Annotated in this window: 22 protein-coding genes and 5 pseudogenes; 8 read left to right on the forward strand and 19 right to left on the reverse strand. The window is 52.6% G+C overall.

The window, feature by feature from the left end; all coding sequences use genetic code 11:
• Positions 1 to 7: 7 nt before the first annotated feature.
• Together ACUN2T_RS23095 and ACUN2T_RS23100 are read right to left on the reverse strand one after the other, a co-directional pair.
• Positions 8 to 1,390, reverse strand: coding sequence for an IS4-like element ISPlu9 family transposase (locus ACUN2T_RS23095; RefSeq protein ID WP_445495247.1), 1,383 nt, complete (start codon positions 1,388 to 1,390; stop codon positions 8 to 10).
• A gap of 53 nt (positions 1,391 to 1,443) precedes the next feature.
• Complete coding sequence (locus tag ACUN2T_RS23100) at positions 1,444 to 1,551, reverse strand: hypothetical protein (protein WP_445495248.1); 108 nt, start codon at positions 1,549 to 1,551, stop codon at positions 1,444 to 1,446.
• Positions 1,552 to 1,583: 32 nt separating this feature from the next.
• Here ACUN2T_RS23100 and ACUN2T_RS23105 point away from each other — a divergent pair, with 32 nt between their 5' ends.
• Complete coding sequence (locus tag ACUN2T_RS23105; RefSeq protein WP_445495249.1) at positions 1,584 to 1,769, forward strand: DUF7706 family protein; 186 nt, start codon at positions 1,584 to 1,586, stop codon at positions 1,767 to 1,769.
• A gap of 98 nt (positions 1,770 to 1,867) precedes the next feature.
• On the opposite strand, the gene ACUN2T_RS23110 is transcribed toward ACUN2T_RS23105, so the two are convergent.
• The 10 genes and pseudogenes from ACUN2T_RS23110 to ACUN2T_RS23155 form a co-directional block, all read right to left on the reverse strand.
• Complete coding sequence (locus ACUN2T_RS23110; protein ID WP_445495250.1) at positions 1,868 to 2,095, reverse strand: hypothetical protein; 228 nt, start codon at positions 2,093 to 2,095, stop codon at positions 1,868 to 1,870.
• Positions 2,095 to 2,442, reverse strand: a complete 348-nt coding sequence (locus ACUN2T_RS23115) for a Tse2 family ADP-ribosyltransferase toxin (protein ID WP_445497963.1) — start codon at positions 2,440 to 2,442, stop codon at positions 2,095 to 2,097. The genes ACUN2T_RS23110 and ACUN2T_RS23115 overlap by 1 nt, the downstream gene beginning before the upstream one ends.
• 17 nt (positions 2,443 to 2,459) lie before the next feature.
• Positions 2,460 to 2,547 (reverse strand): annotated as a pseudogene (locus tag ACUN2T_RS23120) (RHS repeat-associated core domain-containing protein); the annotation flags it as partial.
• A gap of 351 nt (positions 2,548 to 2,898) precedes the next feature.
• Positions 2,899 to 3,222, reverse strand: a complete 324-nt coding sequence (locus tag ACUN2T_RS23125) for a hypothetical protein (RefSeq protein ID WP_350304734.1) — start codon at positions 3,220 to 3,222, stop codon at positions 2,899 to 2,901.
• 88 nt (positions 3,223 to 3,310) lie between these two features.
• Positions 3,311 to 3,472, reverse strand: a pseudogene (locus tag ACUN2T_RS23130) (IS630 family transposase); the annotation flags it as partial.
• A gap of 6 nt (positions 3,473 to 3,478) precedes the next feature.
• Entirely contained in the window at positions 3,479 to 4,423 is a 945-nt protein-coding gene (locus ACUN2T_RS23135) for an IS1595 family transposase (RefSeq protein WP_110090437.1), read from the reverse strand.
• 71 nt (positions 4,424 to 4,494) lie between these two features.
• A pseudogene (locus tag ACUN2T_RS23140) lies at positions 4,495 to 5,379 on the reverse strand (IS630-like element ISPlu16 family transposase); the annotation flags it as partial.
• 100 nt (positions 5,380 to 5,479) lie between these two features.
• Positions 5,480 to 5,791: pseudogene (locus ACUN2T_RS23145) on the reverse strand (HYD1 signature containing ADP-ribosyltransferase family protein); the annotation flags it as partial.
• Positions 5,792 to 6,711: 920 nt separating this feature from the next.
• The gene (gene xerC / locus ACUN2T_RS23150; RefSeq protein ID WP_445497820.1) at positions 6,712 to 7,746 is read right to left on the reverse strand and encodes a site-specific tyrosine recombinase XerC; all 1,035 of its coding nucleotides are present in this window, start codon (positions 7,744 to 7,746) and stop codon (positions 6,712 to 6,714) included.
• Positions 7,747 to 8,461: 715 nt separating this feature from the next.
• Positions 8,462 to 11,326, reverse strand: a complete 2,865-nt coding sequence (locus ACUN2T_RS23155) for a CHC2 zinc finger domain-containing protein (protein WP_445495251.1) — start codon at positions 11,324 to 11,326, stop codon at positions 8,462 to 8,464.
• A 113-nt stretch (positions 11,327 to 11,439) separates the two neighbouring features.
• Between ACUN2T_RS23155 and ACUN2T_RS23160 the strand changes: the two genes are divergently transcribed.
• The 3 genes from ACUN2T_RS23160 to ACUN2T_RS23170 all read left to right on the forward strand — a co-directional run bounded on the left by ACUN2T_RS23160 (position 11,440) and on the right by ACUN2T_RS23170 (position 12,436).
• Positions 11,440 to 11,832, forward strand: coding sequence for a helix-turn-helix domain-containing protein (locus ACUN2T_RS23160; RefSeq protein WP_271867415.1), 393 nt, complete (start codon positions 11,440 to 11,442; stop codon positions 11,830 to 11,832).
• 77 nt (positions 11,833 to 11,909) lie between these two features.
• Complete coding sequence (locus ACUN2T_RS23165; RefSeq protein ID WP_445495252.1) at positions 11,910 to 12,230, forward strand: SymE family type I addiction module toxin; 321 nt, start codon at positions 11,910 to 11,912, stop codon at positions 12,228 to 12,230.
• A gap of 14 nt (positions 12,231 to 12,244) precedes the next feature.
• Positions 12,245 to 12,436 carry a DUF7706 family protein gene (locus ACUN2T_RS23170; protein ID WP_445495253.1) on the forward strand — a complete coding sequence of 64 codons (192 nt, stop codon included), beginning with the start codon at positions 12,245 to 12,247 and terminating at the stop codon, positions 12,434 to 12,436.
• A gap of 58 nt (positions 12,437 to 12,494) precedes the next feature.
• On the opposite strand, the gene ACUN2T_RS23175 is transcribed toward ACUN2T_RS23170, so the two are convergent.
• The 5 genes and pseudogenes from ACUN2T_RS23175 to ACUN2T_RS23195 all read right to left on the reverse strand — a co-directional run bounded on the left by ACUN2T_RS23175 (position 12,495) and on the right by ACUN2T_RS23195 (position 18,974).
• A complete protein-coding gene (locus tag ACUN2T_RS23175) occupies positions 12,495 to 12,950 on the reverse strand; it encodes a hypothetical protein (RefSeq protein WP_149617355.1) in 456 nt (151 codons plus the stop codon).
• A complete protein-coding gene (locus ACUN2T_RS23180) occupies positions 12,950 to 13,159 on the reverse strand; it encodes a toxin C-terminal domain-containing protein (protein ID WP_445495254.1) in 210 nt (69 codons plus the stop codon). The genes ACUN2T_RS23175 and ACUN2T_RS23180 overlap by 1 nt, the downstream gene beginning before the upstream one ends.
• A gap of 192 nt (positions 13,160 to 13,351) precedes the next feature.
• Positions 13,352 to 13,439, reverse strand: a pseudogene (locus ACUN2T_RS23185) (RHS repeat-associated core domain-containing protein); the annotation flags it as partial.
• Positions 13,440 to 14,359: 920 nt separating this feature from the next.
• On the reverse strand, positions 14,360 to 15,394 hold the full coding sequence (xerC, locus tag ACUN2T_RS23190) for a site-specific tyrosine recombinase XerC (RefSeq protein WP_445497820.1): 1,035 nt from the start codon (positions 15,392 to 15,394) through the stop codon (positions 14,360 to 14,362).
• A 715-nt stretch (positions 15,395 to 16,109) separates the two neighbouring features.
• On the reverse strand, positions 16,110 to 18,974 hold the full coding sequence (locus ACUN2T_RS23195; RefSeq protein ID WP_445495251.1) for a CHC2 zinc finger domain-containing protein: 2,865 nt from the start codon (positions 18,972 to 18,974) through the stop codon (positions 16,110 to 16,112).
• A gap of 113 nt (positions 18,975 to 19,087) precedes the next feature.
• Between ACUN2T_RS23195 and ACUN2T_RS23200 the strand changes: the two genes are divergently transcribed.
• The 3 genes from ACUN2T_RS23200 (at position 19,088) to ACUN2T_RS23210 (ending at position 20,084) form a co-directional block, all read left to right on the forward strand.
• Positions 19,088 to 19,480, forward strand: coding sequence for a helix-turn-helix domain-containing protein (locus tag ACUN2T_RS23200; protein ID WP_271867415.1), 393 nt, complete (start codon positions 19,088 to 19,090; stop codon positions 19,478 to 19,480).
• A 77-nt stretch (positions 19,481 to 19,557) separates the two neighbouring features.
• Positions 19,558 to 19,878 (forward strand): SymE family type I addiction module toxin, encoded by a 321-nt coding sequence (locus ACUN2T_RS23205; RefSeq protein ID WP_445495252.1) that lies wholly within the window; start codon positions 19,558 to 19,560, stop codon positions 19,876 to 19,878.
• Positions 19,879 to 19,892: 14 nt separating this feature from the next.
• On the forward strand, positions 19,893 to 20,084 hold the full coding sequence (locus ACUN2T_RS23210; protein ID WP_445495253.1) for a DUF7706 family protein: 192 nt from the start codon (positions 19,893 to 19,895) through the stop codon (positions 20,082 to 20,084).
• Between the two features lie 58 nt (positions 20,085 to 20,142).
• On the opposite strand, the gene ACUN2T_RS23215 is transcribed toward ACUN2T_RS23210, so the two are convergent.
• Both ACUN2T_RS23215 and ACUN2T_RS23220 read right to left on the reverse strand, forming a co-directional pair.
• The gene (locus ACUN2T_RS23215) at positions 20,143 to 20,598 is read right to left on the reverse strand and encodes a hypothetical protein (protein ID WP_149617355.1); all 456 of its coding nucleotides are present in this window, start codon (positions 20,596 to 20,598) and stop codon (positions 20,143 to 20,145) included.
• Positions 20,598 to 23,609, reverse strand: a complete 3,012-nt coding sequence (locus ACUN2T_RS23220; RefSeq protein ID WP_445497964.1) for a toxin C-terminal domain-containing protein — start codon at positions 23,607 to 23,609, stop codon at positions 20,598 to 20,600. Before ACUN2T_RS23220 ends, ACUN2T_RS23215 begins: the two co-directional genes overlap by 1 nt.
• On the opposite strand from ACUN2T_RS23220, the gene ACUN2T_RS23225 reads away from it, so the two are divergent.
• Entirely contained in the window at positions 23,589 to 23,717 is a 129-nt protein-coding gene (locus ACUN2T_RS23225; protein WP_445497996.1) for a hypothetical protein, read from the forward strand. The genes ACUN2T_RS23220 and ACUN2T_RS23225 overlap by 21 nt on opposite strands.
• Positions 23,718 to 23,756 lie beyond the last annotated feature (39 nt).

Below are 23,756 nucleotides of genomic sequence, written 5' to 3' on the forward strand. Positions count from 1 at the left end.
CTCTTGATCAGATCTCCAAATCAACTGATTTAGCCAGCAAATAGCCGTCTATCAGGGTTTGCAGCCGAAACCAGCCTTCCCAAAGTCGTTCCCATCCGACTCGACCCGTGCGTTTGGAATCGTACCAGCCGGCCAGTTTTCCCAGATTGATGAAGGCCCAATGCAAACTCGGGGCTTTTTTCGGCACACGGCGTTTTTCTTGTTTTGACCACAGTAATTTCCACGCCAGGGGGCTTAATACTGTCTCACAGCTCTCTTTCTCTGCCTCTTCTTTGTTCAGACCCATAAAACGCAGCTGGTGTATTCGTACCGCAATAAAGGCCAGCAGCACTATCATGCGCTCCAGATTATCTTTGCTTTGCATACGCAGCGCTTCTACCTGCGTGCCGCCCGTTTTCCACGCTTTGTGAAATTCTTCTATCAGCCAGCGGCGCTCGTAATAACTGAATATTTTATGGGCGTCTTCCTGACTGTTGACGGGTTCGGAGGTCAGAAGATGCCAGCAAAGCCCATCCTCCGGACCTTTTTCGTAGCAACCGACATAAAATATCCGCACCGCCTCACCGCTTTTTCCTTCGGGGATTTTCAACGTCACTTCGGCATAACTGATATCACAATGCGCGACACGCGCCTGACGCCCGCCTTTCTGTCTGACCTGAACTAATCGTTCTCCAGCACTCTGTAACCGGCTGATAAAATCATAAAGTTTATCCTGACTTTCCTCTATACGCCGGTTTTGCATCGAACGGATGACGAAACGTTGTTTTTGGCTCGTTTTATCACGCAGATATTCGATGATATCGGCTTCACGGTCACAGACAGAAATCACGTTGGCCATCTGCTCCCCTAACCGGCTGTCGACGGCTTGTGAGGCCCGTTCCCACTTATAACTCTCTTTCCCTTCATAAGGGCGTGTATCGCGTTGTCGGCTTTTGCCATAATCACTGACATCTCGACACCAGCGCTGTTGCTCTATCAACCCCACGACCTGTTGTTCTTCAGGCGCAAATAACAACACCGAGTGTGCCTGCATGCCCCGGGATTTTTCCTTTGAGGTGGTATAGCCGAGTTCATCGGCGACCGACGCATGGGAAAATGACAGGGTTGTCGTGTCTTCCAGCGCTAACAGGCAATGATAACGTTGAGCGTGAGCGACGGTGGCGGTAAATCCGGCTTCGGCGATGGCCTGAGGCGCAATGGCGGAATTTCGGGTCAGTCGGTAGGCCGCTTCAACATCGGCAGGAGAGTCAAGAGATTGCACGAGCGATTGTCCTCTATGGTTAGCCAACGAACAGGCCACTTTCACCAGGCGGTTGGTACGGCGTTTATCACCTAATTCCGCATGTTGAAACGTGTCATTTGCCCATTGTTCGGCGCAGGTTGAAAACATAAAGATTACCTCAAGTCGTGTTTTTTATTGAGATCAATCTATGAGGGAAAAGTTCAATAACGCGGGGGCGGGTTAAAATATTTGTGTAGGAAAGACAGATCCAGTTCACCGAAAGTACTGTATTTCTCCGCCCACGCAATTTTGCCCTCTTCGTCCGTCACTTCCAACGGCGCTCCATTGATATGAGATGACGATGGCGATTGAGCATTTGCAGAACATTCAGTTAACCCACATTGAAGCGCTGGCCCAACTGGTTAAGCGGTTAAACTGGGCAGAGATACGCGTCTGTGCGGTGAATGACGAGGAAGCGTATCAGATTAAGGATGTCATCGGTAAGCTCCAGTCGGCACTGGCTTACCGTGGATATGAGCCACGGTAGATCATGAATAAGACCGGAAGATCACAGAGATTTTCCGGTTTCAGACTGTTTGAATATCTATATATGATGGAAACTGATATATCCCAACCCCCCAAAGACTAAGTTCTATAAATATCTAAATCTGGATTACAAAAGCCTTCAACAAAATCCAATAAATCCCATATCGTATCTTCATTTTCATTGGATATAAGTCTGTTCAAAGATTCCCGCATAGATTCTTTAGTCATTCCTTTATTTTTAAATAAAACAAGGGCATCTCTGAGTTCTAAAAGACTTTTATTTAACTGAATTTCCTCGGTTAGAACATTTATTAGTTCTTGTTCCATTAGCATCTCTTCCATTTACCTTTTAAATTAGCTAGAGCTTGCTGATATCTCGACAGTGACACCGTGCGCGTAGGCTGGATAGTGCCATGACCCGGCTTATCTGGTACATGTTTTAATTCATCACCAAGATCTGATGTATCAAGTTTCCAGACAGGATCTTTACCAGTCCCTCCATACTCAGGCGGTCTTCTATGGGGAGGTAAATCTTGCGGTGATGGTGATACCGATACACCACCTGTATTAGGATGAACATTTCCCTTTGCATCAACAGGTATATCACCATTTGGCCTAGCGCCTAATGCTCTGGCAGTTTCACCAACTTTAGGTTGACCATTTTCTTCAGTCATACCTCGATATATATATGAACCACTCAATCCCCAAGGATCAATCCACATCATCGGATTCGGGGCGTACTGATATAAGTTCAGACCCCCTGCTAATCCAATCGGATCTTAGGGACTATCCCGACGCCATCATACGGTTTAGGCCACTTTTCCCCCTGATTTAGCAGCCTTTTTCTTCGCCGGCTTTTCCCATCCTGTTAAAGAGCATGCCAATTCGCCCCGACTGGCTTACCGGTCTGTGGCTGTTGACCTTAACAGGCTGGCGGGCGAGTTTTAGGGCCGATGTTATCACCAGAGCCGCCAAGGAGGGCGGCGTTTACAGGATATTCAATTAAGCCACATTGAAGCGCTGGCACTGGCTTATCACGGGTATTCGCCACGGTAGGAAAAATAAAATCCGGAAGGAGAGTTACACTTCCGGATTTAATCTTAATCATTTAACGAAAAATTATATTTCATTTAGTCATGTAGCCTCTCTATCATATTAATGATTTCATCTTTAGATTTATTATAAGGTGGTATCCAGAGAGGGATATCCTTTTCGATCAATTCATCATATTCTTCAGGTATCAATTTCACCGATAGTTCATTATTAATAATCTTTCGTATATTTGCCAACTTATCCAATACAAGATTTTCTTTAAAAAACAGCAACAAGACTAAACCTACAGTATCGCTATCAGAGAAACCTGAACCAATCTTGTCAATGGTCGGAACAATTTCCTCAATAAGCATGAATGCTTTTTTTAAATCATTTACTCTTCGTTGAGATTGTTCAATCATTATTAACACCTCTTTACAAATTTTGTCGTTTTATTATCCAAGTGCACATCACCTTTAATCTTATATTCTTCTACACCTAAATAAGATTTCATAATTGTGCTACACCCATTTTTTGTCTTCCTGGCTTTTGCTGTGATGAAAACGATGCCAAAAAGGCATCAACATAATTCAGTAACTGCCACATAAATTGACAACAATGATTTCGCGTTATTGTCTCATGGAGCGATTGCCATAACCGTTCTATTTTATTTCCTGATTACCATCGAATCTCAGCTAGCTTGAGTAAATACTCAGGTATAGGTGCTGCCCGGATACATGAATAAATAAGCTGTTCGAATGTTTTTTTAAGGTTAAAGCGCCAATTGAACTTGAAACAGAATTCGGCAAGATAACGAGGTAAATACTTTTTGCTAATCGAATGATATGTTCCGCGTATCGAATTTTTTACATTACTTATCATTGTGTTAACCCACTGAAAATAAGGAAGCTTAACACTCTGCGCTCCACCGCCGGTAACGAGGGGCAAATGGAAAGTCCCGGCTTGCTCAATCCCCCGAAAGCAAGCTAATCCATCTGAAATAACAAGAGATTCTGGTTTGAGATGCACTTTAGCCCAACGGGTCAGTTCCTCGGTCTTAAACCCTTTCACAACGCTGAAACGCATGAACATAGGGTGGCCCTTTTCATTCATTGAAACTGCCGCAACGAAAGGGCATTTCCCTTTTGCCCCTCGCCCTCGGGGGCCATGCTGAGCCCCTCCCCAGTATGCGTCGTCAAGCTGAATAAACCCGCCGAGAGGCTTTTCGTCATCCCGTTCTTTCATTGCTTTCATTAGCTTGTGTTTCATACGCCATGCCGCGTTGTAGGAAATGCCCAGTTGACGTGACAATTCAAGTGCAGAAATCCCATTTTTCTCCTGAGTCATGAGATAAATCGCCAAAAACCACACAGTTAAAGGTAATTTTGACGCAGAAAACAATGTGCCGGCCGTCAAAGATGTCTGATGATGGCATTGATTGCACTGATAAAGGAGACGAGATTTTAACTGGCAATACTTATCATGCCCACAATGAGGGCAGTGATACCCCGTAGGCCAGCGCATATCGAACACCTGTTTCTGGCATTGTTCTTCATGACCATATAATGAAATAAACTCATGAATAGAAATGCCTTTTTGGAATTGAATCTGATTTTTAGCCATTTTCATTTACCTCCACACAGACTTATTTTAAGTATACGCCTATGGGAGCTGAATTTAAGTGATAATCAGGTTTTATTTAGCCACGGTGAATAGACCGGTAAAAACAACAGGGTAAATTTTGGATGTCGTGCCAGCCAGTCCTTTACCTTCTGACTTTTATGAATACAGTAGTTATCTAAGATTAATGTGAGGGTTTCCGCATGGGGATATTGATGATTCAGTTCATCTAACATTTTGATAAATAAATCAGAATTCTTTTTTACTCCTTTAACATAGGTGATTTGCTCTGTTTGGGCATTAAGGCAGCCCGCAAGGTAATGTTTTTCGTTTTTTCCCGGGGTGATAACCCGTTTTTGTTGTCCTTTGAAGCACCAGTCCGCGCCGATTTTCGGGTTTAAATCAATATCCACCTCATCTTCATAAAAAACGGGATGTTTTTCTGAAATGTTCGCTTTGGCTTCCGCGATCTTTGCCATTTTCTCATCGTATTCGGGATCAGGTTGTTTCACTGTGGGTGCCGCTCTACGCCAGACAATCCCCACCTGAGCAAAGTAACGATAAAGGACATTTTGCGTCAGAGAGAGGTTGAGTAATTCATTGAGGGTATGAGTCATGAGTTCAAGGCTCCAGCGAGAGCGGAGATAGCCTAACTTTTGGGGGGATTGCTGTAATAAGAAAAGTAAGAGGTTATAGAGCGGGGAGAGATCCCAGACAACAGGTCGGCCAACGGGTAAACTTTCGAGTCCTTCCAGCCCATATAATGTAAACCACTGAACCCAACGATTGACGGAAGAGCGTGCGGCATGAAGGGTCTTGGCGACATAAGTCACTGTCAATCCTTCATTGAGCATCAATAACGCCGTTAATCGACGGGAATAGTTCTTATCACGGGTTTTATGGATAAGTTTTCTCATTTTCTGGCATTCATCTTGAGGTATAGGTGCTATGATAGGCATCACTCAGTCCGTGTTGGGGTTTGGGATTTTTCGCAATTGATCAGATCGCAAAAATCGGACTGAGTTCCCTCCAAGTGATCTATTATTTTGAAAAGTTATTTAGATCATTCTTTCTAAACTCAACTCTACTTTCATCAATATCAAAATCTATATAATTCCTTCCATGATTTTGTTTGATTTTAAATTTATCAGCAGCATCAGCCATACTTAACGGTTTCCCTTTCGCTTTGGTTGCAAATACAGCATTTTGATCACTAGCCTTAATCACACCACTTTCTTGTATCCCTTTGAATCCTTGATTACTGGTGTAGTGTCGTAAACGTACGACATCAAGACCCAGCGGATCGATCCATGTCAGGGGGTTTGGTGCGTACTGATATAAGTTTAATCCCCCTGCTAAGCCAATCGGGTCTTAGGGACTATCCCGACGCCATCATACGGCTGAGCGGACCTTTCCCCCTGATTTAGCCGCCTTTTTCTTCGCCGGCTTTTCCCACCCTGTTAAAGAACATATCAACTCGCCCCGACGGGCACTTTCCCGATGTTAGCGCATTTTTTCCCCGACGTCAGCGCCGGGTTTCGGCCCGCTTTGCCTGCCAGAACCGGGTTTTATCAGGAACCCGTGGCGGCGGTGCAGCTTGTCTGCGCCGCTGACGCGGGTTGGCCGGGTGCGGGCTGGCGAAGCCCGCTTATCGACGGGGTTCAGCGGGGAGCCCCCGCCCGCGGGGGCGGACGGGGCGGAGATGGCGAGTACGGGAACGAGCAAGGAGCTTGCGACTGCGAGCCGGACGCAGCCAGTGCAGCAGGGTTGGGTGGGGGCAATAAACCGCGGCCAGCTTGCTGGCCTGCCTTCAGGGCCGTTGACCTTGACGGCCTGACCGGCAACGGCTTAAGGCAGATGTTAACACCGGAGCCGCCAGGGAGGGCGGCGACTGCGGCGGTGGGATTTTGCACTGCGGCTGACAGCGGAAGGCGTCCGCCTTGCGCGCCTTTGGGGCTGAGAGGCCCCACCCGGCGGCCAGCCGCGCACCGGGGCTGAGGTAACCGCGCAGCGCCCTTGGGTGGGCGGCGCCGACATAATGTACCATTAAGCGTTGTGGGCCGTTCAGGCCCATTTCGCTTAATGCCACATTATGTTGAATGGGGGTTGACCGGCAACCGTGTTGACAGAGAACACTTGAGTTGAGGGCCGGGCGGCCACCATTTACCGCCGGCACTCCGAAGGTGGGCAGGCAGTCTGTGCGCAGGGAGGCGCGCAGTCTGCCTTTCACTGCACCCCACGCGCTCACAGGGAACCGGCTAACATTAAGATTGTCCGGCAACACAGCGCGTTCAGACCGGCTTCGGGCTGTCCGGCTGGTCGCTATTTGCCTGCTTATCCTCTGGCAGCGTTGCCTGCTTTGACTGCCGTTCTGCCGGGTGGGTCTGCTCATGCACTTCCTTTAAGTGACCGATAGCCACCCGGGTATAGATTTGGGTGGTTTCCAGCTTCTCATGCCCCAGTATCGCCTGGATGTGCCGGGTGTCTGCGCCGTTCTCTAACATCTGCGTCGCCATTGAGTGGCGGAACAGATGACAGGCCCCCGGTTTAGCCAGTTGCGCCTGTTTACGGATGCTGTCGGCGGCTATCTGGGTTAACGTGCCTCTGGCCAGTCCCCGGCCTTTCCTGGTGATAAACAGGTGACCGCTGTCCTCCCGCCGCGTTAACTCGGGCCGGACGCTGAGCCAGCGACTTAACCAGTGCAGCGCCTGTTCGCCGATGGGCACCACCCGGTCTTTACCGCCTTTACCCTGTCTGACCAGCACCACCCCGCGCCCGAAGTCCACCTCGCTTAACAGCAGGTTGGCTACTTCCATCCGCCGGATACCGGTACTCCACAGTACTTCAAGGATAGCCCGGTTTCTCAGCCCGGTTGGGGTGTTGATATCCGTTGCGGCTAAGACCGTGTGGGTTTCGTCTTCATTCATCACCTGCGCCGGCAGCCGTTTTTCTTCTCTTGGCAATACCATGTTATCCGTCGGGTTATACAGGATATGGTGACGTTGCAACAGCCAGCGGAACCACTGACGTAAGACACTCAGGCGGTCCCGCTGACTGCCCGGGCTGTAGGGTTGACCGTTCGCTTTACGGGAGCTTCTCAGCCAGCGCTGGTAACTTTCCAGTAACGGCAGGCTGACCTGCGGTGCCGTCATCACGCCACGCGCTTCGCACCAGTTGATGAACGGCAACAGCCGTTCTTCATAGGACTCCTGAGTCCGTTCGCTTAAGCCCTGTCCTCGTACGGCTTCCAGCCAGGCGGCCAGATGCTGGCGTAAGGTGGCGAAGCGGGCCGGTATGGCGTCGGGTTGACCGTGGGTCTCCGTCACCGAGGGACGTTTTTTTCTGTCTGGCGAGGCCAGTGTTGCCGCCGGGCTGGTCGGGATAGCGTGCTGTTGCTGCAACCAGTCGAACCACAGGCGTAAGGCGCGCAGGCGTCGGCGCTGACTGTCCGGCGGGTAGGGCTGACCGTTGGCTTTGCGGTACCGGGTCAGATGCTGCTGCCAGTTTTCCAGTAACGGTTCGGTGACCTGAGCCGCGGATATTACGCCCTGTTCCTCACACCAGTTGACGAACGGTGACAGCCGTTCATGACGGGCGGACTGGCTCTTTTGACTCGCCCCCTGCAACAGCAGGTTATCCAGATACGCGTCCAGATGCTGGCGCAGGGTCAGCGGGCGGGAGTTGGATTGATGTTTAGCGGGTGATGACATGATGGGATTTCCTGTAGGGAACAGCGGTTAATGGTTATCGGTGTGTGATGCATCACGACGGTACGATGGCTTGATTGTTAAGTGGCCGGAACAGTCCTTTTCTGTCTGCCCAGACTTGCGAGTCATTCAGCCCTGTGCTACTGCGGCTTGCCGCCGGTTTTGGCGAACCAGACTTGACCCCGACTTGGGGCAGACTTGACCCTGACTTGCCTTCATTTGAGCCAGACTTGCACCCGTCATATTCACACTTTCCTTTCTGGCTTTCAGGTTCGTTGATGAAGGGGCAGTACGGTACGACGGCCTGATTTTTAGGGGGCCGGAACAGTCCTTTTCAGGCTGTCCCGACTTGCGAACCGTTCAGCCCTTTGTCACTGCGGCTTGCCGCCGGTTTTGGCGACCCAGACTTGGCCCTGACTTGGGGCAGACTTGACCCCGACTTGCCTTCATCCGGGCCAGACTTGCACGAGTCATATACACTATTGGCAGCCTGATTTTCCGGTTCAATCAGACCGCACAGGTGAGCCTCCTCCGCTTTATCGCCATTCCAGAGCAGTTCATATTGCAACAGATGGCCGCGACTGCCGCCGTGTGTCAGCAGGTATTCCATGTCACTCAGGCGCTGACAGTGGAGCTTAAGCTGGCTGTCACTCCAGTGGGTATAACTGCGGATATCCCGGCGGGTAAAGCGGATATCTTTCACCGGGCGTTGTTGCGCTGCCGCTGTGTCTTTCACCATTTGCTGTATCAGCAGCAACAGTTTTCGGGTCTGGGGCGGCATCTCATCCAGCGTGCGGCCTAATATCTCATGGGCCAGCCGGTTTGCTAAGCTAATATCGTCTTTGGTCACCTCGATATATTCAAGCCGTTTGCCCCGGTGTTCCGCGGTCTTCACCTCGCGCTGGTGCTGATGCAGCAGGGCGATACTTTGTATCAGGGTGAGATATTTCATGTGGTCGCGCCGGGTGCGGGTTTTATCGCTCATGAACGTTAACTGTGAGGCATAAGGGTTAACCACATTGAGCGGGCGCAACAGCCGCTGGGCGTTTTGATGCAGTTCGGTGATATACGCCTTTTCATTCTCGGCCAGTAAGCCTTCGAGGGTTTGCTTATGGCGCTGCAAGGCGTGGATAGCTTCGGTCTGTTCCCGCGATTCGTTCACGGTCAGCACCAGACAGCGGTTTAACAGCTCTTCATCGACATCTATCGCGGTGGTGGTGAGCATCAGCATCACCGGTCCTTTCACCGTGTACTGTTTGGTGACCAGATTCCCGCTGGCATCGTCTTTACCGGTGCTGGCAATGGTCAGTTCGCCGTCGCTTTGCAACAGCTTAAGCGCATAGGCGGCCTGCCTGACGCCTTCCTCTTCGGCAATGGCTAAGATTTTATGCTGGAGATTGGTTTCCCCCAGATAGAACAGACTCTGGCCGGTCATGGCGCTGTATTGCAGCCGTTCCTCTTCCGGTATCAGATTGAGGACCGCATCCATCAGTGAGCTTTTCCCGGCGGCACTGCTGCTTTGTATCAGCACGGCCAGCGGACGGTCCAGCTTGCGACTGACGGCGGCTAAGTAACCGGCCAGCAGGTTAGTGGATTCGCCCACCACGCCACAGGCGGCTAAGTCAGTGATGATGCGCTCACTCAGTTTCGGCTCTTGCAGCAACGCCAGCGCCGCAGCCCGCTGGTCCCCGCTCAGTTCGGGAACCGGTGGGGTTTCGGTTTGTTCACCAACACCGGCCTGTTGACACTGCTCCAGCACCAGTAACAGCTGCCCCAGTGAACGCCGTAAGTCGCCTTCGGCCAGCCCCAGTTCGGTGGCGGCCAGTCGCGCATACCCGCCCCGGCTGCGGGCGTTCATCATGTCCACGCTGTCCGCGAACATCACGCCGCTGTCGGTATCAACGACCTGAACATTGACTTTCATCACCGCCGAACCTGGTTTCACCTGAGTCAGCCCGCGCACCTGCCAGCACAGCGCACCCAGTGTAACCCGCACTGCTCCGTGGGCGCCTTTTTCCCACACCACACCGGGCATAGCCGGCTGTGCCGCGGTTAAGGCCGGCGGAGAGGTCGGTTCTGCCGCCGACTCAGTGGCTGTGTCCGGCGCCTGCATCGGCACCGCCCCGTCAAGTAACAGCCCGAAGGCCCGTTCCGGCTCGGCCACCTGACACAGATAGCCGTTGGCATCCATGCCCTCGGGGAACACCACCCGGAAAGTGACCACGCCATCAGAGGCTAATGAAGAAGCCAGTTTCACCGCCGCCTCATTCCCGGCGGCGTCATTATCGAAGGCAATCAACACCTGTTTAACGCCATGCTGCCGGAACGCCTGTCGTATCGCATCGGTGAAGCCATGCACCCCATAGGCGGCGGTGACGTGGCGATAACCGGCCACCCAGAATGACAGGGCGTCGATGAGCGATTCGCACAGGATGACCACGCCTGAACTGACCAGTGCCGCTTCATTCCACACACCGGCATGGGGGCCGGGCAGATACAGATGCATCGGCGTGCCGGCGCGCAGCCGGTCGGTGATTTTTCGCCCGTACAGCTCATGCACCTGCCCTTGTTTGTCGATGACCGGTATCACCAGCGAGCCGGCAAAGTGTTCATGCCCGGACTCACGCATGATGCCAATCGCCTGTAACCGGGCCCGGATATCAGCGCCGGCTTTGAGTTTCCCGGGGGGCAAACGATAGGCCAGCGTCCGGTTGGCAAAGCCCGGTTTAAACTGGGCGACTAATTCCGGATGGTTGAGCCGGCGTTTTTCCAGATAGGCCAGCGCTTCGGGGGCGTTCAACAGCGTATGATGGTAGAACTCGGTTACCCGATGCAGCAACGCCTGCCGACCGGCTTCGTCTTCGGTCAGCATGGCCGGTTCATCCGGTTGCACCAATGGCACCACCGACGGGTTATCCCCCAGTTCCCCGCGTAACCGTTCCACCGCCCGGCGCAGACTTAAGCCCTCGGTTTTCATCACCCAGTCGAGCACTGAGCCGCCGGCATCACAGCCGAAGCAGTGATAGAGGTTCTTTTTAGGACTGAGCACCATTGACGGGGTTTTCTCCTGATGGAACGGGCACAGCAGTACGTAATCTTTACCGTGTTTAACCAGCTTTCGCCCCTGTTGCTCAACGACGGCCACTAAGGAGACGGCGGCTTTCAGGTGCTGTAATTCGGTTTCGGGAATGCGGGCCATAAATTTGTTCCTTCAAAAACATGTCAAGACGCAAAGAGTAAAAATAACTCTGTTGCAGAGTACTCCAATATGGAGTATTGTCAACTGCAATATTAAAAACAGGGAGTATCCTCATGGCAACATTAACGCAACGACAGATACAGGCCATGAATACGAAGGATGAACAGTTCTTTAAAGAGTTAGGCGCCCGGATTGCGCTGGCGCGTAAAGAGCAACAACTGACACAGCAGCAACTGGCGGAGCAACTGGGGATTGCACAGCAGACGATGGCGCATTATGAGGGTGGCCGATTAAAAGTATCCGCCGCGCTTTTACCGCTATTAGCTCAGATACTTAATCTTTCACTGGATGAGCTTCTGGGTTTACCGGTCGTCAGAAGGACGGGCAAACGGGGGCCAAATTCACGACTGGAACAACAAATTGAGATTATCAGTCAGTTGCCGAAAGCCAGACAGAAGTTTGTTTCGGAGATGCTGGATACGGTAATTGGTAACAACAGAGATTAAACAGAAAGATAGCGCGACTGAGACAGGTTGGCCCCTGTAACAGCCGCTCACCACAGCAACTAATAGGAGTAGTGACTATGGCTAAGGCGCATTCTAAAGCAGAAGCGGCGGTAAATAAAGCCGCGAAAACAGAACGTTATTACACGGTGGGCTATGTGCCGAACGGGAACAGGGTTAGCAACGCCACCCCGGCGATACATCTTAAGGGGCAGTGGCTGAGACAGGCGGGATTTAATACTGGCGGCCAGATTACGGTGAAGGTGATGGACGGCTGTCTGGTGCTCATTCCTGACAGTGAAGCCACGCAACAGCAGCATCAGCAATACCGGCGGCAGCAGAGCCAGCTCAATGAGATTAAGCAGCAGATGCAGGCGTTGATAACCGGTTTTGCGGGTTAAAGGGAGAGCATGAGATGACGATTGAACATTTACAGGACATTCAGTTAACCCACATTGAAGCACTGGCCTTAGCACAACTGGTTAAGCGGCTGTGCTGGGCGGAGATACGGGCCTGTGCCGTGAATGACGAGGAAGCGTATCAGATTAAAGATGCTGTCGGTAAGCTCCAGTCGGCGCTGGCTTACCGTGGCTATTCGCCCCGGTAAATCATGAATAAGGCCGGAAGATCGCAGGGATCTTCCGGTTTATATATTCTTTTAGGTATTATTTATCTAAATATGGGGATTTATATTTTTGTACTGTAAGTTCAGTAGCTATCTTAGCAATACATTCATGTGGATCTATTTTTGATACGAAATACATATAAAAATCATATCCAAAATGAAATTCACATTTATCTGATATAAGCTTGCACCAAATGTCTTCTCTCAATATTGATTTAATTACATCACCTAATTGGTTGATATATATAGATTGCCCCTCGGAATAAGAAATTTCGTCAGCGAAAATATCTAAGCCATTGATTATAATGCAATTAATTCTCAGGCAATTGCATAGATTAATAACATAATCTACGTATTGATTCTCAATCCTTTCATATTCACTTTTTTCTACTTTTTGACCAATGTCAAAAAAGCTAGTCCATTCATCAGGACGAGAAAAAACATCACCATTTTCATTGATGTTAGTATATTTTATTATTCTGTATGAATATTCCATTAATCACCTATTCTATTGAGGTCAGCATCATAAGTTCCCGATCTTGTTCGTCTACTGCCTAGATTTTTCACGTTATCAGCAGCTTTCCAAACACCACCATTATGTTGATCAACATCTGGCGTAATATATTTTACTCTGCTAAATAACTTTCCAAAATAGTGCTCCACTTCGTACAACGCTTTGTGTAGCAAGGGTTGTGCGCTATGCATAGCAGAGCGATAAGTTAGTGCTGCCTATCAAGCATCAGACTTGCACTACTCGGACATTAATCAAATAGACCAACTGTATCGGTATTATGAAAAGCTATTTAGGTGCTTTTTTATTCGTATAAACCGGTTGTCCATGAGAACGCTCATTAACTTTTGTATATCCAAGTTCTTTAGCTTTATCTGAATGGCTACATCTCATTAATCCAAGCGGATCAATCCAACTCATCGGATTAGGGGCATAAGTGTATAAGTTCAGACCCCCTGCTAATCCTATCGGATCTTAGGGACTATCCCGACGCCATCATACGGCTGAGCGGACCTTTCCCCCTGATTTAGCCGCCTTTTTCTTCGCCGGCTTTTCCCACCCTGTTAAAGAACATATCAACTCGCCCCGACGGGCACTTTCCCGATGTTAGCGCATTTTTCCCCCAACGTCAGTGCCGGGTTTCGGCCCGCTTTGCCTGCCAGAACCGGGTTTTATCGGGAACCCGTGGCGGCGGGGCAGCTTGTCTGCGCCGCTGACGCGGGTTGGCCGGGTGCGGGCTGGCGAAGCCCGCTTATCGACGGGGTTCAGCGGGGAGCCCCCGCCCGCGGGGGCGGACGGGGCGGAGATGGCGAGTACGGGAACGAGCAAGGAACCTGCGACTGCGAACCGGACGCAGCCAGTGCAGCGGGGTTGGGTGGGGGCAATAAACCGCGGCCAGCTTGCTGGCCTGCCTTCAGGGCCGTTGACCCTGACGGCCTGACCGGCAACGGCTTAAGGCAGATGTTAACACCGGAGCCGCCAGGGAGGGCGGCGACTGCGGCGGTGGGATTTTGCACTGCGGCTGACAGCGGAAGGCGTCCGCCTTGCGCGCCTCTGCGACTGAGAGGCCCCACCCGGCGGCCAGCCGCGCACCGGGGCTGAGGTAACCGCGCAGCGCCCTTGGGTGGGCGGCGCCGACATAATGTACCATTAAGCGTTGTGGGCCGTTCAGGCCCATTTCGCTTAATGCCACATTATGTTGAATGGGGGTTGACCGGCAACCGTGTTGACAGAGAACACTTGAGTTGAGGGCCGGGCGGCCACCATTTACCGCCGGCACTCCGAAGGTGGGCAGGCAGTCTGTGCGCAGGGAGGCGCGCAGTCTGCCTTTCACTGCACCCCACGCGCTCACAGGGAACCGGCTAACATTAAGATTGTCCGGCAACACAGCGCGTTCAGACCGGCTTCGGGCTGTCCGGCTGGTCGCTATTTGCCTGCTTATCCTCTGGCAGCGTTGCCTGCTTTGACTGCCGTTCTGCCGGGTGGGTCTGCTCATGCACTTCCTTTAAGTGACCGATAGCCACCCGGGTATAGATTTGGGTGGTTTCCAGCTTCTCATGCCCCAGTATCGCCTGGATGTGCCGGGTGTCTGCGCCGTTCTCTAACATCTGCGTCGCCATTGAGTGGCGGAACAGATGACAGGCCCCCGGTTTAGCCAGTTGCGCCTGTTTACGGATGCTGTCGGCGGCTATCTGGGTTAACGTGCCTCTGGCCAGTCCCCGGCCTTTCCTGGTGATAAACAGGTGACCGCTGTCCTCCCGCCGCGTTAACTCGGGCCGGACGCTGAGCCAGCGACTTAACCAGTGCAGCGCCTGTTCGCCGATGGGCACCACCCGGTCTTTACCGCCTTTACCCTGTCTGACCAGCACCACCCCGCGCCCGAAGTCCACCTCGCTTAACAGCAGGTTGGCTACTTCCATCCGCCGGATACCGGTACTCCACAGTACTTCAAGGATAGCCCGGTTTCTCAGCCCGGTTGGGGTGTTGATATCCGTTGCGGCTAAGACCGTGTGGGTTTCGTCTTCATTCATCACCTGCGCCGGCAGCCGTTTTTCTTCTCTTGGCAATACCATGTTATCCGTCGGGTTATACAGGATATGGTGACGTTGCAACAGCCAGCGGAACCACTGACGTAAGACACTCAGGCGGTCCCGCTGACTGCCCGGGCTGTAGGGTTGACCGTTCGCTTTACGGGAGCTTCTCAGCCAGCGCTGGTAACTTTCCAGTAACGGCAGGCTGACCTGCGGTGCCGTCATCACGCCACGCGCTTCGCACCAGTTGATGAACGGCAACAGCCGTTCTTCATAGGACTCCTGAGTCCGTTCGCTTAAGCCCTGTCCTCGTACGGCTTCCAGCCAGGCGGCCAGATGCTGGCGTAAGGTGGCGAAGCGGGCCGGTATGGCGTCGGGTTGACCGTGGGTCTCCGTCACCGAGGGACGTTTTTTTCTGTCTGGCGAGGCCAGTGTTGCCGCCGGGCTGGTCGGGATAGCGTGCTGTTGCTGCAACCAGTCGAACCACAGGCGTAAGGCGCGCAGGCGTCGGCGCTGACTGTCCGGCGGGTAGGGCTGACCGTTGGCTTTGCGGTACCGGGTCAGATGCTGCTGCCAGTTTTCCAGTAACGGTTCGGTGACCTGAGCCGCGGATATTACGCCCTGTTCCTCACACCAGTTGACGAACGGTGACAGCCGTTCATGACGGGCGGACTGGCTCTTTTGACTCGCCCCCTGCAACAGCAGGTTATCCAGATACGCGTCCAGATGCTGGCGCAGGGTCAGCGGGCGGGAGTTGGATTGATGTTTAGCGGGTGATGACATGATGGGATTTCCTGTAGGGAACAGCGGTTAATGGTTATCGGTGTGTGATGCATCACGACGGTACGATGGCTTGATTGTTAAGTGGCCGGAACAGTCCTTTTCTGTCTGCCCAGACTTGCGAGTCATTCAGCCCTGTGCTACTGCGGCTTGCCGCCGGTTTTGGCGAACCAGACTTGACCCCGACTTGGGGCAGACTTGACCCTGACTTGCCTTCATTTGAGCCAGACTTGCACCCGTCATATTCACACTTTCCTTTCTGGCTTTCAGGTTCGTTGATGAAGGGGCAGTACGGTACGACGGCCTGATTTTTAGGGGGCCGGAACAGTCCTTTTCAGGCTGTCCCGACTTGCGAACCGTTCAGCCCTTTGTCACTGCGGCTTGCCGCCGGTTTTGGCGACCCAGACTTGGCCCTGACTTGGGGCAGACTTGACCCCGACTTGCCTTCATCCGGGCCAGACTTGCACGAGTCATATACACTATTGGCAGCCTGATTTTCCGGTTCAATCAGACCGCACAGGTGAGCCTCCTCCGCTTTATCGCCATTCCAGAGCAGTTCATATTGCAACAGATGGCCGCGACTGCCGCCGTGTGTCAGCAGGTATTCCATGTCACTCAGGCGCTGACAGTGGAGCTTAAGCTGGCTGTCACTCCAGTGGGTATAACTGCGGATATCCCGGCGGGTAAAGCGGATATCTTTCACCGGGCGTTGTTGCGCTGCCGCTGTGTCTTTCACCATTTGCTGTATCAGCAGCAACAGTTTTCGGGTCTGGGGCGGCATCTCATCCAGCGTGCGGCCTAATATCTCATGGGCCAGCCGGTTTGCTAAGCTAATATCGTCTTTGGTCACCTCGATATATTCAAGCCGTTTGCCCCGGTGTTCCGCGGTCTTCACCTCGCGCTGGTGCTGATGCAGCAGGGCGATACTTTGTATCAGGGTGAGATATTTCATGTGGTCGCGCCGGGTGCGGGTTTTATCGCTCATGAACGTTAACTGTGAGGCATAAGGGTTAACCACATTGAGCGGGCGCAACAGCCGCTGGGCGTTTTGATGCAGTTCGGTGATATACGCCTTTTCATTCTCGGCCAGTAAGCCTTCGAGGGTTTGCTTATGGCGCTGCAAGGCGTGGATAGCTTCGGTCTGTTCCCGCGATTCGTTCACGGTCAGCACCAGACAGCGGTTTAACAGCTCTTCATCGACATCTATCGCGGTGGTGGTGAGCATCAGCATCACCGGTCCTTTCACCGTGTACTGTTTGGTGACCAGATTCCCGCTGGCATCGTCTTTACCGGTGCTGGCAATGGTCAGTTCGCCGTCGCTTTGCAACAGCTTAAGCGCATAGGCGGCCTGCCTGACGCCTTCCTCTTCGGCAATGGCTAAGATTTTATGCTGGAGATTGGTTTCCCCCAGATAGAACAGACTCTGGCCGGTCATGGCGCTGTATTGCAGCCGTTCCTCTTCCGGTATCAGATTGAGGACCGCATCCATCAGTGAGCTTTTCCCGGCGGCACTGCTGCTTTGTATCAGCACGGCCAGCGGACGGTCCAGCTTGCGACTGACGGCGGCTAAGTAACCGGCCAGCAGGTTAGTGGATTCGCCCACCACGCCACAGGCGGCTAAGTCAGTGATGATGCGCTCACTCAGTTTCGGCTCTTGCAGCAACGCCAGCGCCGCAGCCCGCTGGTCCCCGCTCAGTTCGGGAACCGGTGGGGTTTCGGTTTGTTCACCAACACCGGCCTGTTGACACTGCTCCAGCACCAGTAACAGCTGCCCCAGTGAACGCCGTAAGTCGCCTTCGGCCAGCCCCAGTTCGGTGGCGGCCAGTCGCGCATACCCGCCCCGGCTGCGGGCGTTCATCATGTCCACGCTGTCCGCGAACATCACGCCGCTGTCGGTATCAACGACCTGAACATTGACTTTCATCACCGCCGAACCTGGTTTCACCTGAGTCAGCCCGCGCACCTGCCAGCACAGCGCACCCAGTGTAACCCGCACTGCTCCGTGGGCGCCTTTTTCCCACACCACACCGGGCATAGCCGGCTGTGCCGCGGTTAAGGCCGGCGGAGAGGTCGGTTCTGCCGCCGACTCAGTGGCTGTGTCCGGCGCCTGCATCGGCACCGCCCCGTCAAGTAACAGCCCGAAGGCCCGTTCCGGCTCGGCCACCTGACACAGATAGCCGTTGGCATCCATGCCCTCGGGGAACACCACCCGGAAAGTGACCACGCCATCAGAGGCTAATGAAGAAGCCAGTTTCACCGCCGCCTCATTCCCGGCGGCGTCATTATCGAAGGCAATCAACACCTGTTTAACGCCATGCTGCCGGAACGCCTGTCGTATCGCATCGGTGAAGCCATGCACCCCATAGGCGGCGGTGACGTGGCGATAACCGGCCACCCAGAATGACAGGGCGTCGATGAGCGATTCGCACAGGATGACCACGCCTGAACTGACCAGTGCCGCTTCATTCCACACACCGGCATGGGGGCCGGGCAGATACAGATGCATCGGCGTGCCGGCGCGCAGCCGGTCGGTGATTTTTCGCCCGTACAGCTCATGCACCTGCCCTTGTTTGTCGATGACCGGTATCACCAGCGAGCCGGCAAAGTGTTCATGCCCGGACTCACGCATGATGCCAATCGCCTGTAACCGGGCCCGGATATCAGCGCCGGCTTTGAGTTTCCCGGGGGGCAAACGATAGGCCAGCGTCCGGTTGGCAAAGCCCGGTTTAAACTGGGCGACTAATTCCGGATGGTTGAGCCGGCGTTTTTCCAGATAGGCCAGCGCTTCGGGGGCGTTCAACAGCGTATGATGGTAGAACTCGGTTACCCGATGCAGCAACGCCTGCCGACCGGCTTCGTCTTCGGTCAGCATGGCCGGTTCATCCGGTTGCACCAATGGCACCACCGACGGGTTATCCCCCAGTTCCCCGCGTAACCGTTCCACCGCCCGGCGCAGACTTAAGCCCTCGGTTTTCATCACCCAGTCGAGCACTGAGCCGCCGGCATCACAGCCGAAGCAGTGATAGAGGTTCTTTTTAGGACTGAGCACCATTGACGGGGTTTTCTCCTGATGGAACGGGCACAGCAGTACGTAATCTTTACCGTGTTTAACCAGCTTTCGCCCCTGTTGCTCAACGACGGCCACTAAGGAGACGGCGGCTTTCAGGTGCTGTAATTCGGTTTCGGGAATGCGGGCCATAAATTTGTTCCTTCAAAAACATGTCAAGACGCAAAGAGTAAAAATAACTCTGTTGCAGAGTACTCCAATATGGAGTATTGTCAACTGCAATATTAAAAACAGGGAGTATCCTCATGGCAACATTAACGCAACGACAGATACAGGCCATGAATACGAAGGATGAACAGTTCTTTAAAGAGTTAGGCGCCCGGATTGCGCTGGCGCGTAAAGAGCAACAACTGACACAGCAGCAACTGGCGGAGCAACTGGGGATTGCACAGCAGACGATGGCGCATTATGAGGGTGGCCGATTAAAAGTATCCGCCGCGCTTTTACCGCTATTAGCTCAGATACTTAATCTTTCACTGGATGAGCTTCTGGGTTTACCGGTCGTCAGAAGGACGGGCAAACGGGGGCCAAATTCACGACTGGAACAACAAATTGAGATTATCAGTCAGTTGCCGAAAGCCAGACAGAAGTTTGTTTCGGAGATGCTGGATACGGTAATTGGTAACAACAGAGATTAAACAGAAAGATAGCGCGACTGAGACAGGTTGGCCCCTGTAACAGCCGCTCACCACAGCAACTAATAGGAGTAGTGACTATGGCTAAGGCGCATTCTAAAGCAGAAGCGGCGGTAAATAAAGCCGCGAAAACAGAACGTTATTACACGGTGGGCTATGTGCCGAACGGGAACAGGGTTAGCAACGCCACCCCGGCGATACATCTTAAGGGGCAGTGGCTGAGACAGGCGGGATTTAATACTGGCGGCCAGATTACGGTGAAGGTGATGGACGGCTGTCTGGTGCTCATTCCTGACAGTGAAGCCACGCAACAGCAGCATCAGCAATACCGGCGGCAGCAGAGCCAGCTCAATGAGATTAAGCAGCAGATGCAGGCGTTGATAACCGGTTTTGCGGGTTAAAGGGAGAGCATGAGATGACGATTGAACATTTACAGGACATTCAGTTAACCCACATTGAAGCACTGGCCTTAGCACAACTGGTTAAGCGGCTGTGCTGGGCGGAGATACGGGCCTGTGCCGTGAATGACGAGGAAGCGTATCAGATTAAAGATGCTGTCGGTAAGCTCCAGTCGGCGCTGGCTTACCGTGGCTATTCGCCCCGGTAAATCATGAATAAGGCCGGAAGATCGCAGGGATCTTCCGGTTTATATATTCTTTTAGGTATTATTTATCTAAATATGGGGATTTATATTTTTGTACTGTAAGTTCAGTAGCTATCTTAGCAATACATTCATGTGGATCTATTTTTGATACGAAATACATATAAAAATCATATCCAAAATGAAATTCACATTTATCTGATATAAGCTTGCACCAAATGTCTTCTCTCAATATTGATTTAATTACATCACCTAATTGGTTGATATATATAGATTGCCCCTCGGAATAAGAAATTTCGTCAGCGAAAATATCTAAGCCATTGATTATAATGCAATTAATTCTCAGGCAATTGCATAGATTAATAACATAATCTACGTATTGATTCTCAATCCTTTCATATTCACTTTTTTCTACTTTTTGACCAATGTCAAAAAAGCTAGTCCATTCATCAGGACGAGAAAAAACATCACCATTTTCATTGATGTTAGTATATTTTATTATTCTGTATGAATATTCCATTAATCACCTATTCTATTGAGGTCAGCATCATAAGTTCCCGATCTTGTTCGTCTACTGCCTAGATTTTTCACGTTATCAGCAGCTTTCCAAACACCACCATTATGTTGATCAACATCTGGCGTAATATATTTTACTCTGCTAGGTGCTTTTTTATTCGTATAAACCGGTTGTCCATGAGAACGCTCATTAACTTTTGTATATCCAAGTTCTTTAGCTTTATCTGAATGGCTACATCTCATTAATCCAAGCGGATCAATCCAACTCATCGGATTAGGGGCATAAGTGTATAAGTTCAGACCCCCTGCTAATCCTATCGGATCAGGCGTAATAAACCGGCCAATTTCCGGCGCATAATACCGATACGTATTAAAATGCAGCCCGGTCTCTTTGTCAAAATATTGCCCTGCATAACGCAGGTTTTGCCGGAAGTCAAAGCTCTTTGATGACCGGGCCGGATCGGTGAAGTAAGCCAGCGGGGTGCCATCCAGTTCACCGAAAGTACTGTATTTCTCCGACCACGCAATTTTGCCCTCTTCGTCCGTCACTTCCAGCGGCGCACCGTTGATATCCGTGTGGTACCAGTAGTAATCGTGCCGGGTTCCCTTCGTGATGATGCTGGCCAGCGGGGTGTAGCTGTCATGGGATTCGTAGCAGTAGGTTTGCGTTTCACCCCTTTTTGCCTCGCGCTCCTGCAACAGTCGCAGGCCATGCCAGACAAAATCGGTTTGTTCATAACGCGCCAGTCCATCAATCCCGATCTTCACCACTTTGCGGATACGCCGCCCAAGGGCATCATAATGATAACGCGCCGTGGTGTTGCCGATTACCGCCACGGTCAGGCGGTTGTCGCCATCATAGCGGTAATCCTGGGTTTCGCGCATGCTGCCCGCCCGGCGGGTTATGTTGCCGTGCGGGTCATGCTCATAGCGCCATTCCCGCCAGTGGTTCAGGCGGTCGCCCTGCGGCTCCATTGTCTTAGACAGCCCCCGCTCTTCCGCTTCACGCTCCAGTATCGCCTGCGGTTGCTCCAGCAGGTTATCCGCCCGGTCATACCACAACATATCCTCATAAGCGTTACCCCAATGCGTCACTTTTTTCAGGCGACTTTCGGCGTCATAAAGATATTCGATCACGCCCCGGTAATGATCTTCCATTACCTGTAATTCGTCCTGGAGGGTGTAGAGCCACGCCCGCCACGGCTTACCCTCGCTGAGATAGGGCAGTGGTTCGGCCTCGGCCTGCGTCAGCGGCAGGCTGTACTGGCGGGTACAGCGCCCCAGAGGATCATAATCGCGCCGCTGGAATAACTTGCCCTGCGTGCGGCGGGTTTCCCGATGCAGGTCATCGCGCTCAAATTCAGTGATGAGTGTCTGTTCATGCCGGATTGCACTCAGGTGGCCAGAGCCGTAGTAGAGCCAGCTTAAGGTGCCGCCCTGTGGCAGCGTGAGGGCGGTCAGGTTATCCCGTTCGTCATAACTGAACTGGAGGCAGTCGTCGCCGTTCTGCTCGCGAATGATGCGCCCCAATGCGTCATAGCCAAAACGCACGGTGTTGGACTCGATCCCCAGTTGTTTGCCGTTGTCGTTCGGTTCACGGCGGGCTTCCCGCAGCCGGCCCATTTTATCCCACTGGTACTGATAGGTGTCCGTGTAGGTTTCCCGCTGGATCAACTGACCGGCCGCATCATAATGCTGGTGTACCCGGCGTTCCGGGTATTTGAACACGCGGTCACCCAGGCGCCGCTCGGTGCTCAATAAGCCCGCCGCGTTGTATTCGTACTGGATTAAGGTGTCGTCGGGGCGGATTTCTTCGATTAAGCGCCCTTCGGCATCCCGGTTCAGCAAATAGCGGCCATCGTTGGCATTCTCAATGTTCACCAGATGCCCTTCAGGGCTGTACTGATAGCGAATTTGACGTTGCAGACGGTCTGTCGCACAGACCACCTGACCGAATGCATTGTATTCCCAGGCGCGGGGCGCATTCTCATTGCGCTGGTGATGGATAAGCTGACCCGCGCTGTCCCATGCCATGTGTTCCGTGGAATCGTCAGGATAGGTGATGAGGATTAACTGGCCGTTATCGTTATAGTCATAACTGACCCTTTCCATCAACGCATTGGTAAAGCGGCTCAACCGGTGCTCATTGTCGTAGTACCATGTGCTGCTTTGCCCAGAACAGTCGGTGTGGCGGATCAGCTGCCCCTGACCATTCCAGATAAAATGGCTTTCTCCGCCTTTGGCATCCGTGATTCTGTAAGGACGCACCGTATTATTAAAGCTGTAGTGATAACGGGTCGTTTGTTTCAGTGGCGAGGTTTCACTCACCCGCCGTCCAAATTCATCGTAAGCCAGCGCCGTCTCGGTGCCATCCGGCCAGAAGATAAAAGTGAGCCGGTCGGTATCATTCTGGTACTGCCAGCCGGTCTGGTTGCCGTTGGCATCGGTGAAACTCAGCTGGCGACCATGCGCGTCCCATTCACTCAGACGGGTGTGGCCGTCCGCATCTGTGTAACCGTTCGGCAGGCCAAATTCATCCCACAGGATATGGTGTTCCGTGCCGTTGCGGTCGCGGCAGTGGATGATGTGGTGTGCGTCGTTGAGGCGCCAAACCGTGCGGCTGCCGTCGTGCCAGTGTGCCGTGCGGGTGGAGTTTTCATCATCGTATGCCAGCCGATAGCCCGCCCCCTCGCTGGTTTGCTGGGCCATGACACGCCACAGCCCTTCTTCAGTCTGTTCCCACTGGTAATCACAGCGTAATCCCCGCGGGTCCTGATGCCATGCCATCACGCCGGGCTCTGTCCAGCCGAATTGTCGCTGGAGCGCGTCGTTGCGATGGCTGACCCCCGTCAGTTGGGCGTTTTCATTATAATGGTAGCGGCAAAGCTGAATACGCTGGCCGTCATGCAATTCGCGCCAGACGGTGGTGAGGCGGGTAACCGTTTTGCCCCCGATATCCAGCGTCACATAGTCACAATGCAGGTTCAGCCCGCCATGGCCCGTGATGCTGACCATCCGGTTCTGCTCGTTGTAATGAAAGCGCTGTTCGTTGCCGACGTTATCGCGGATGTGGCTCAGGCGGCTGAGGCCGTCATTATCAAAAGCCGTGTAGTGATAAACTAATTCGCCTGCATCACGGATTGCCCAGGTGTTTTCCGGCGT

The organism is Photorhabdus machadonis, assembly GCF_052657765.1.

What these genes read in the sequence shown, in the direction of transcription:
- ACUN2T_RS23095 (WP_445495247.1), bottom strand. Translation starts at nt 1,390, where the DNA reads ATGTTTTCAACCTGCGCCGAACAATGGGCAAATGACACGTTTCAACAT.
- ACUN2T_RS23105 (WP_445495249.1), top strand. Translation starts at nt 1,584, where the DNA reads ATGGCGATTGAGCATTTGCAGAACATTCAGTTAACCCACATTGAAGCG.
- ACUN2T_RS23110 (WP_445495250.1), bottom strand. Translation starts at nt 2,095, where the DNA reads ATGGAACAAGAACTAATAAATGTTCTAACCGAGGAAATTCAGTTAAAT.
- ACUN2T_RS23115 (WP_445497963.1), bottom strand. Translation starts at nt 2,442, where the DNA reads ATGACTGAAGAAAATGGTCAACCTAAAGTTGGTGAAACTGCCAGAGCA.
- ACUN2T_RS23125 (WP_350304734.1), bottom strand. Translation starts at nt 3,222, where the DNA reads ATGATTGAACAATCTCAACGAAGAGTAAATGATTTAAAAAAAGCATTC.
- ACUN2T_RS23135 (WP_110090437.1), bottom strand. Translation starts at nt 4,423, where the DNA reads ATGGCTAAAAATCAGATTCAATTCCAAAAAGGCATTTCTATTCATGAG.
- ACUN2T_RS23155 (WP_445495251.1), bottom strand. Translation starts at nt 11,326, where the DNA reads ATGGCCCGCATTCCCGAAACCGAATTACAGCACCTGAAAGCCGCCGTC.
- ACUN2T_RS23160 (WP_271867415.1), top strand. Translation starts at nt 11,440, where the DNA reads ATGGCAACATTAACGCAACGACAGATACAGGCCATGAATACGAAGGAT.
- ACUN2T_RS23165 (WP_445495252.1), top strand. Translation starts at nt 11,910, where the DNA reads ATGGCTAAGGCGCATTCTAAAGCAGAAGCGGCGGTAAATAAAGCCGCG.
- ACUN2T_RS23170 (WP_445495253.1), top strand. Translation starts at nt 12,245, where the DNA reads ATGACGATTGAACATTTACAGGACATTCAGTTAACCCACATTGAAGCA.
- ACUN2T_RS23175 (WP_149617355.1), bottom strand. Translation starts at nt 12,950, where the DNA reads ATGGAATATTCATACAGAATAATAAAATATACTAACATCAATGAAAAT.
- ACUN2T_RS23180 (WP_445495254.1), bottom strand. Translation starts at nt 13,159, where the DNA reads ATGCATAGCGCACAACCCTTGCTACACAAAGCGTTGTACGAAGTGGAG.
- ACUN2T_RS23195 (WP_445495251.1), bottom strand. Translation starts at nt 18,974, where the DNA reads ATGGCCCGCATTCCCGAAACCGAATTACAGCACCTGAAAGCCGCCGTC.
- ACUN2T_RS23200 (WP_271867415.1), top strand. Translation starts at nt 19,088, where the DNA reads ATGGCAACATTAACGCAACGACAGATACAGGCCATGAATACGAAGGAT.
- ACUN2T_RS23205 (WP_445495252.1), top strand. Translation starts at nt 19,558, where the DNA reads ATGGCTAAGGCGCATTCTAAAGCAGAAGCGGCGGTAAATAAAGCCGCG.
- ACUN2T_RS23210 (WP_445495253.1), top strand. Translation starts at nt 19,893, where the DNA reads ATGACGATTGAACATTTACAGGACATTCAGTTAACCCACATTGAAGCA.
- ACUN2T_RS23215 (WP_149617355.1), bottom strand. Translation starts at nt 20,598, where the DNA reads ATGGAATATTCATACAGAATAATAAAATATACTAACATCAATGAAAAT.
- ACUN2T_RS23225 (WP_445497996.1), top strand. Translation starts at nt 23,589, where the DNA reads ATGGCCCGTGATGCTGACCATCCGGTTCTGCTCGTTGTAATGAAAGCG.
- ACUN2T_RS23220 (WP_445497964.1), bottom strand. Translation starts at nt 23,609, where the DNA reads ATGGTCAGCATCACGGGCCATGGCGGGCTGAACCTGCATTGTGACTAT.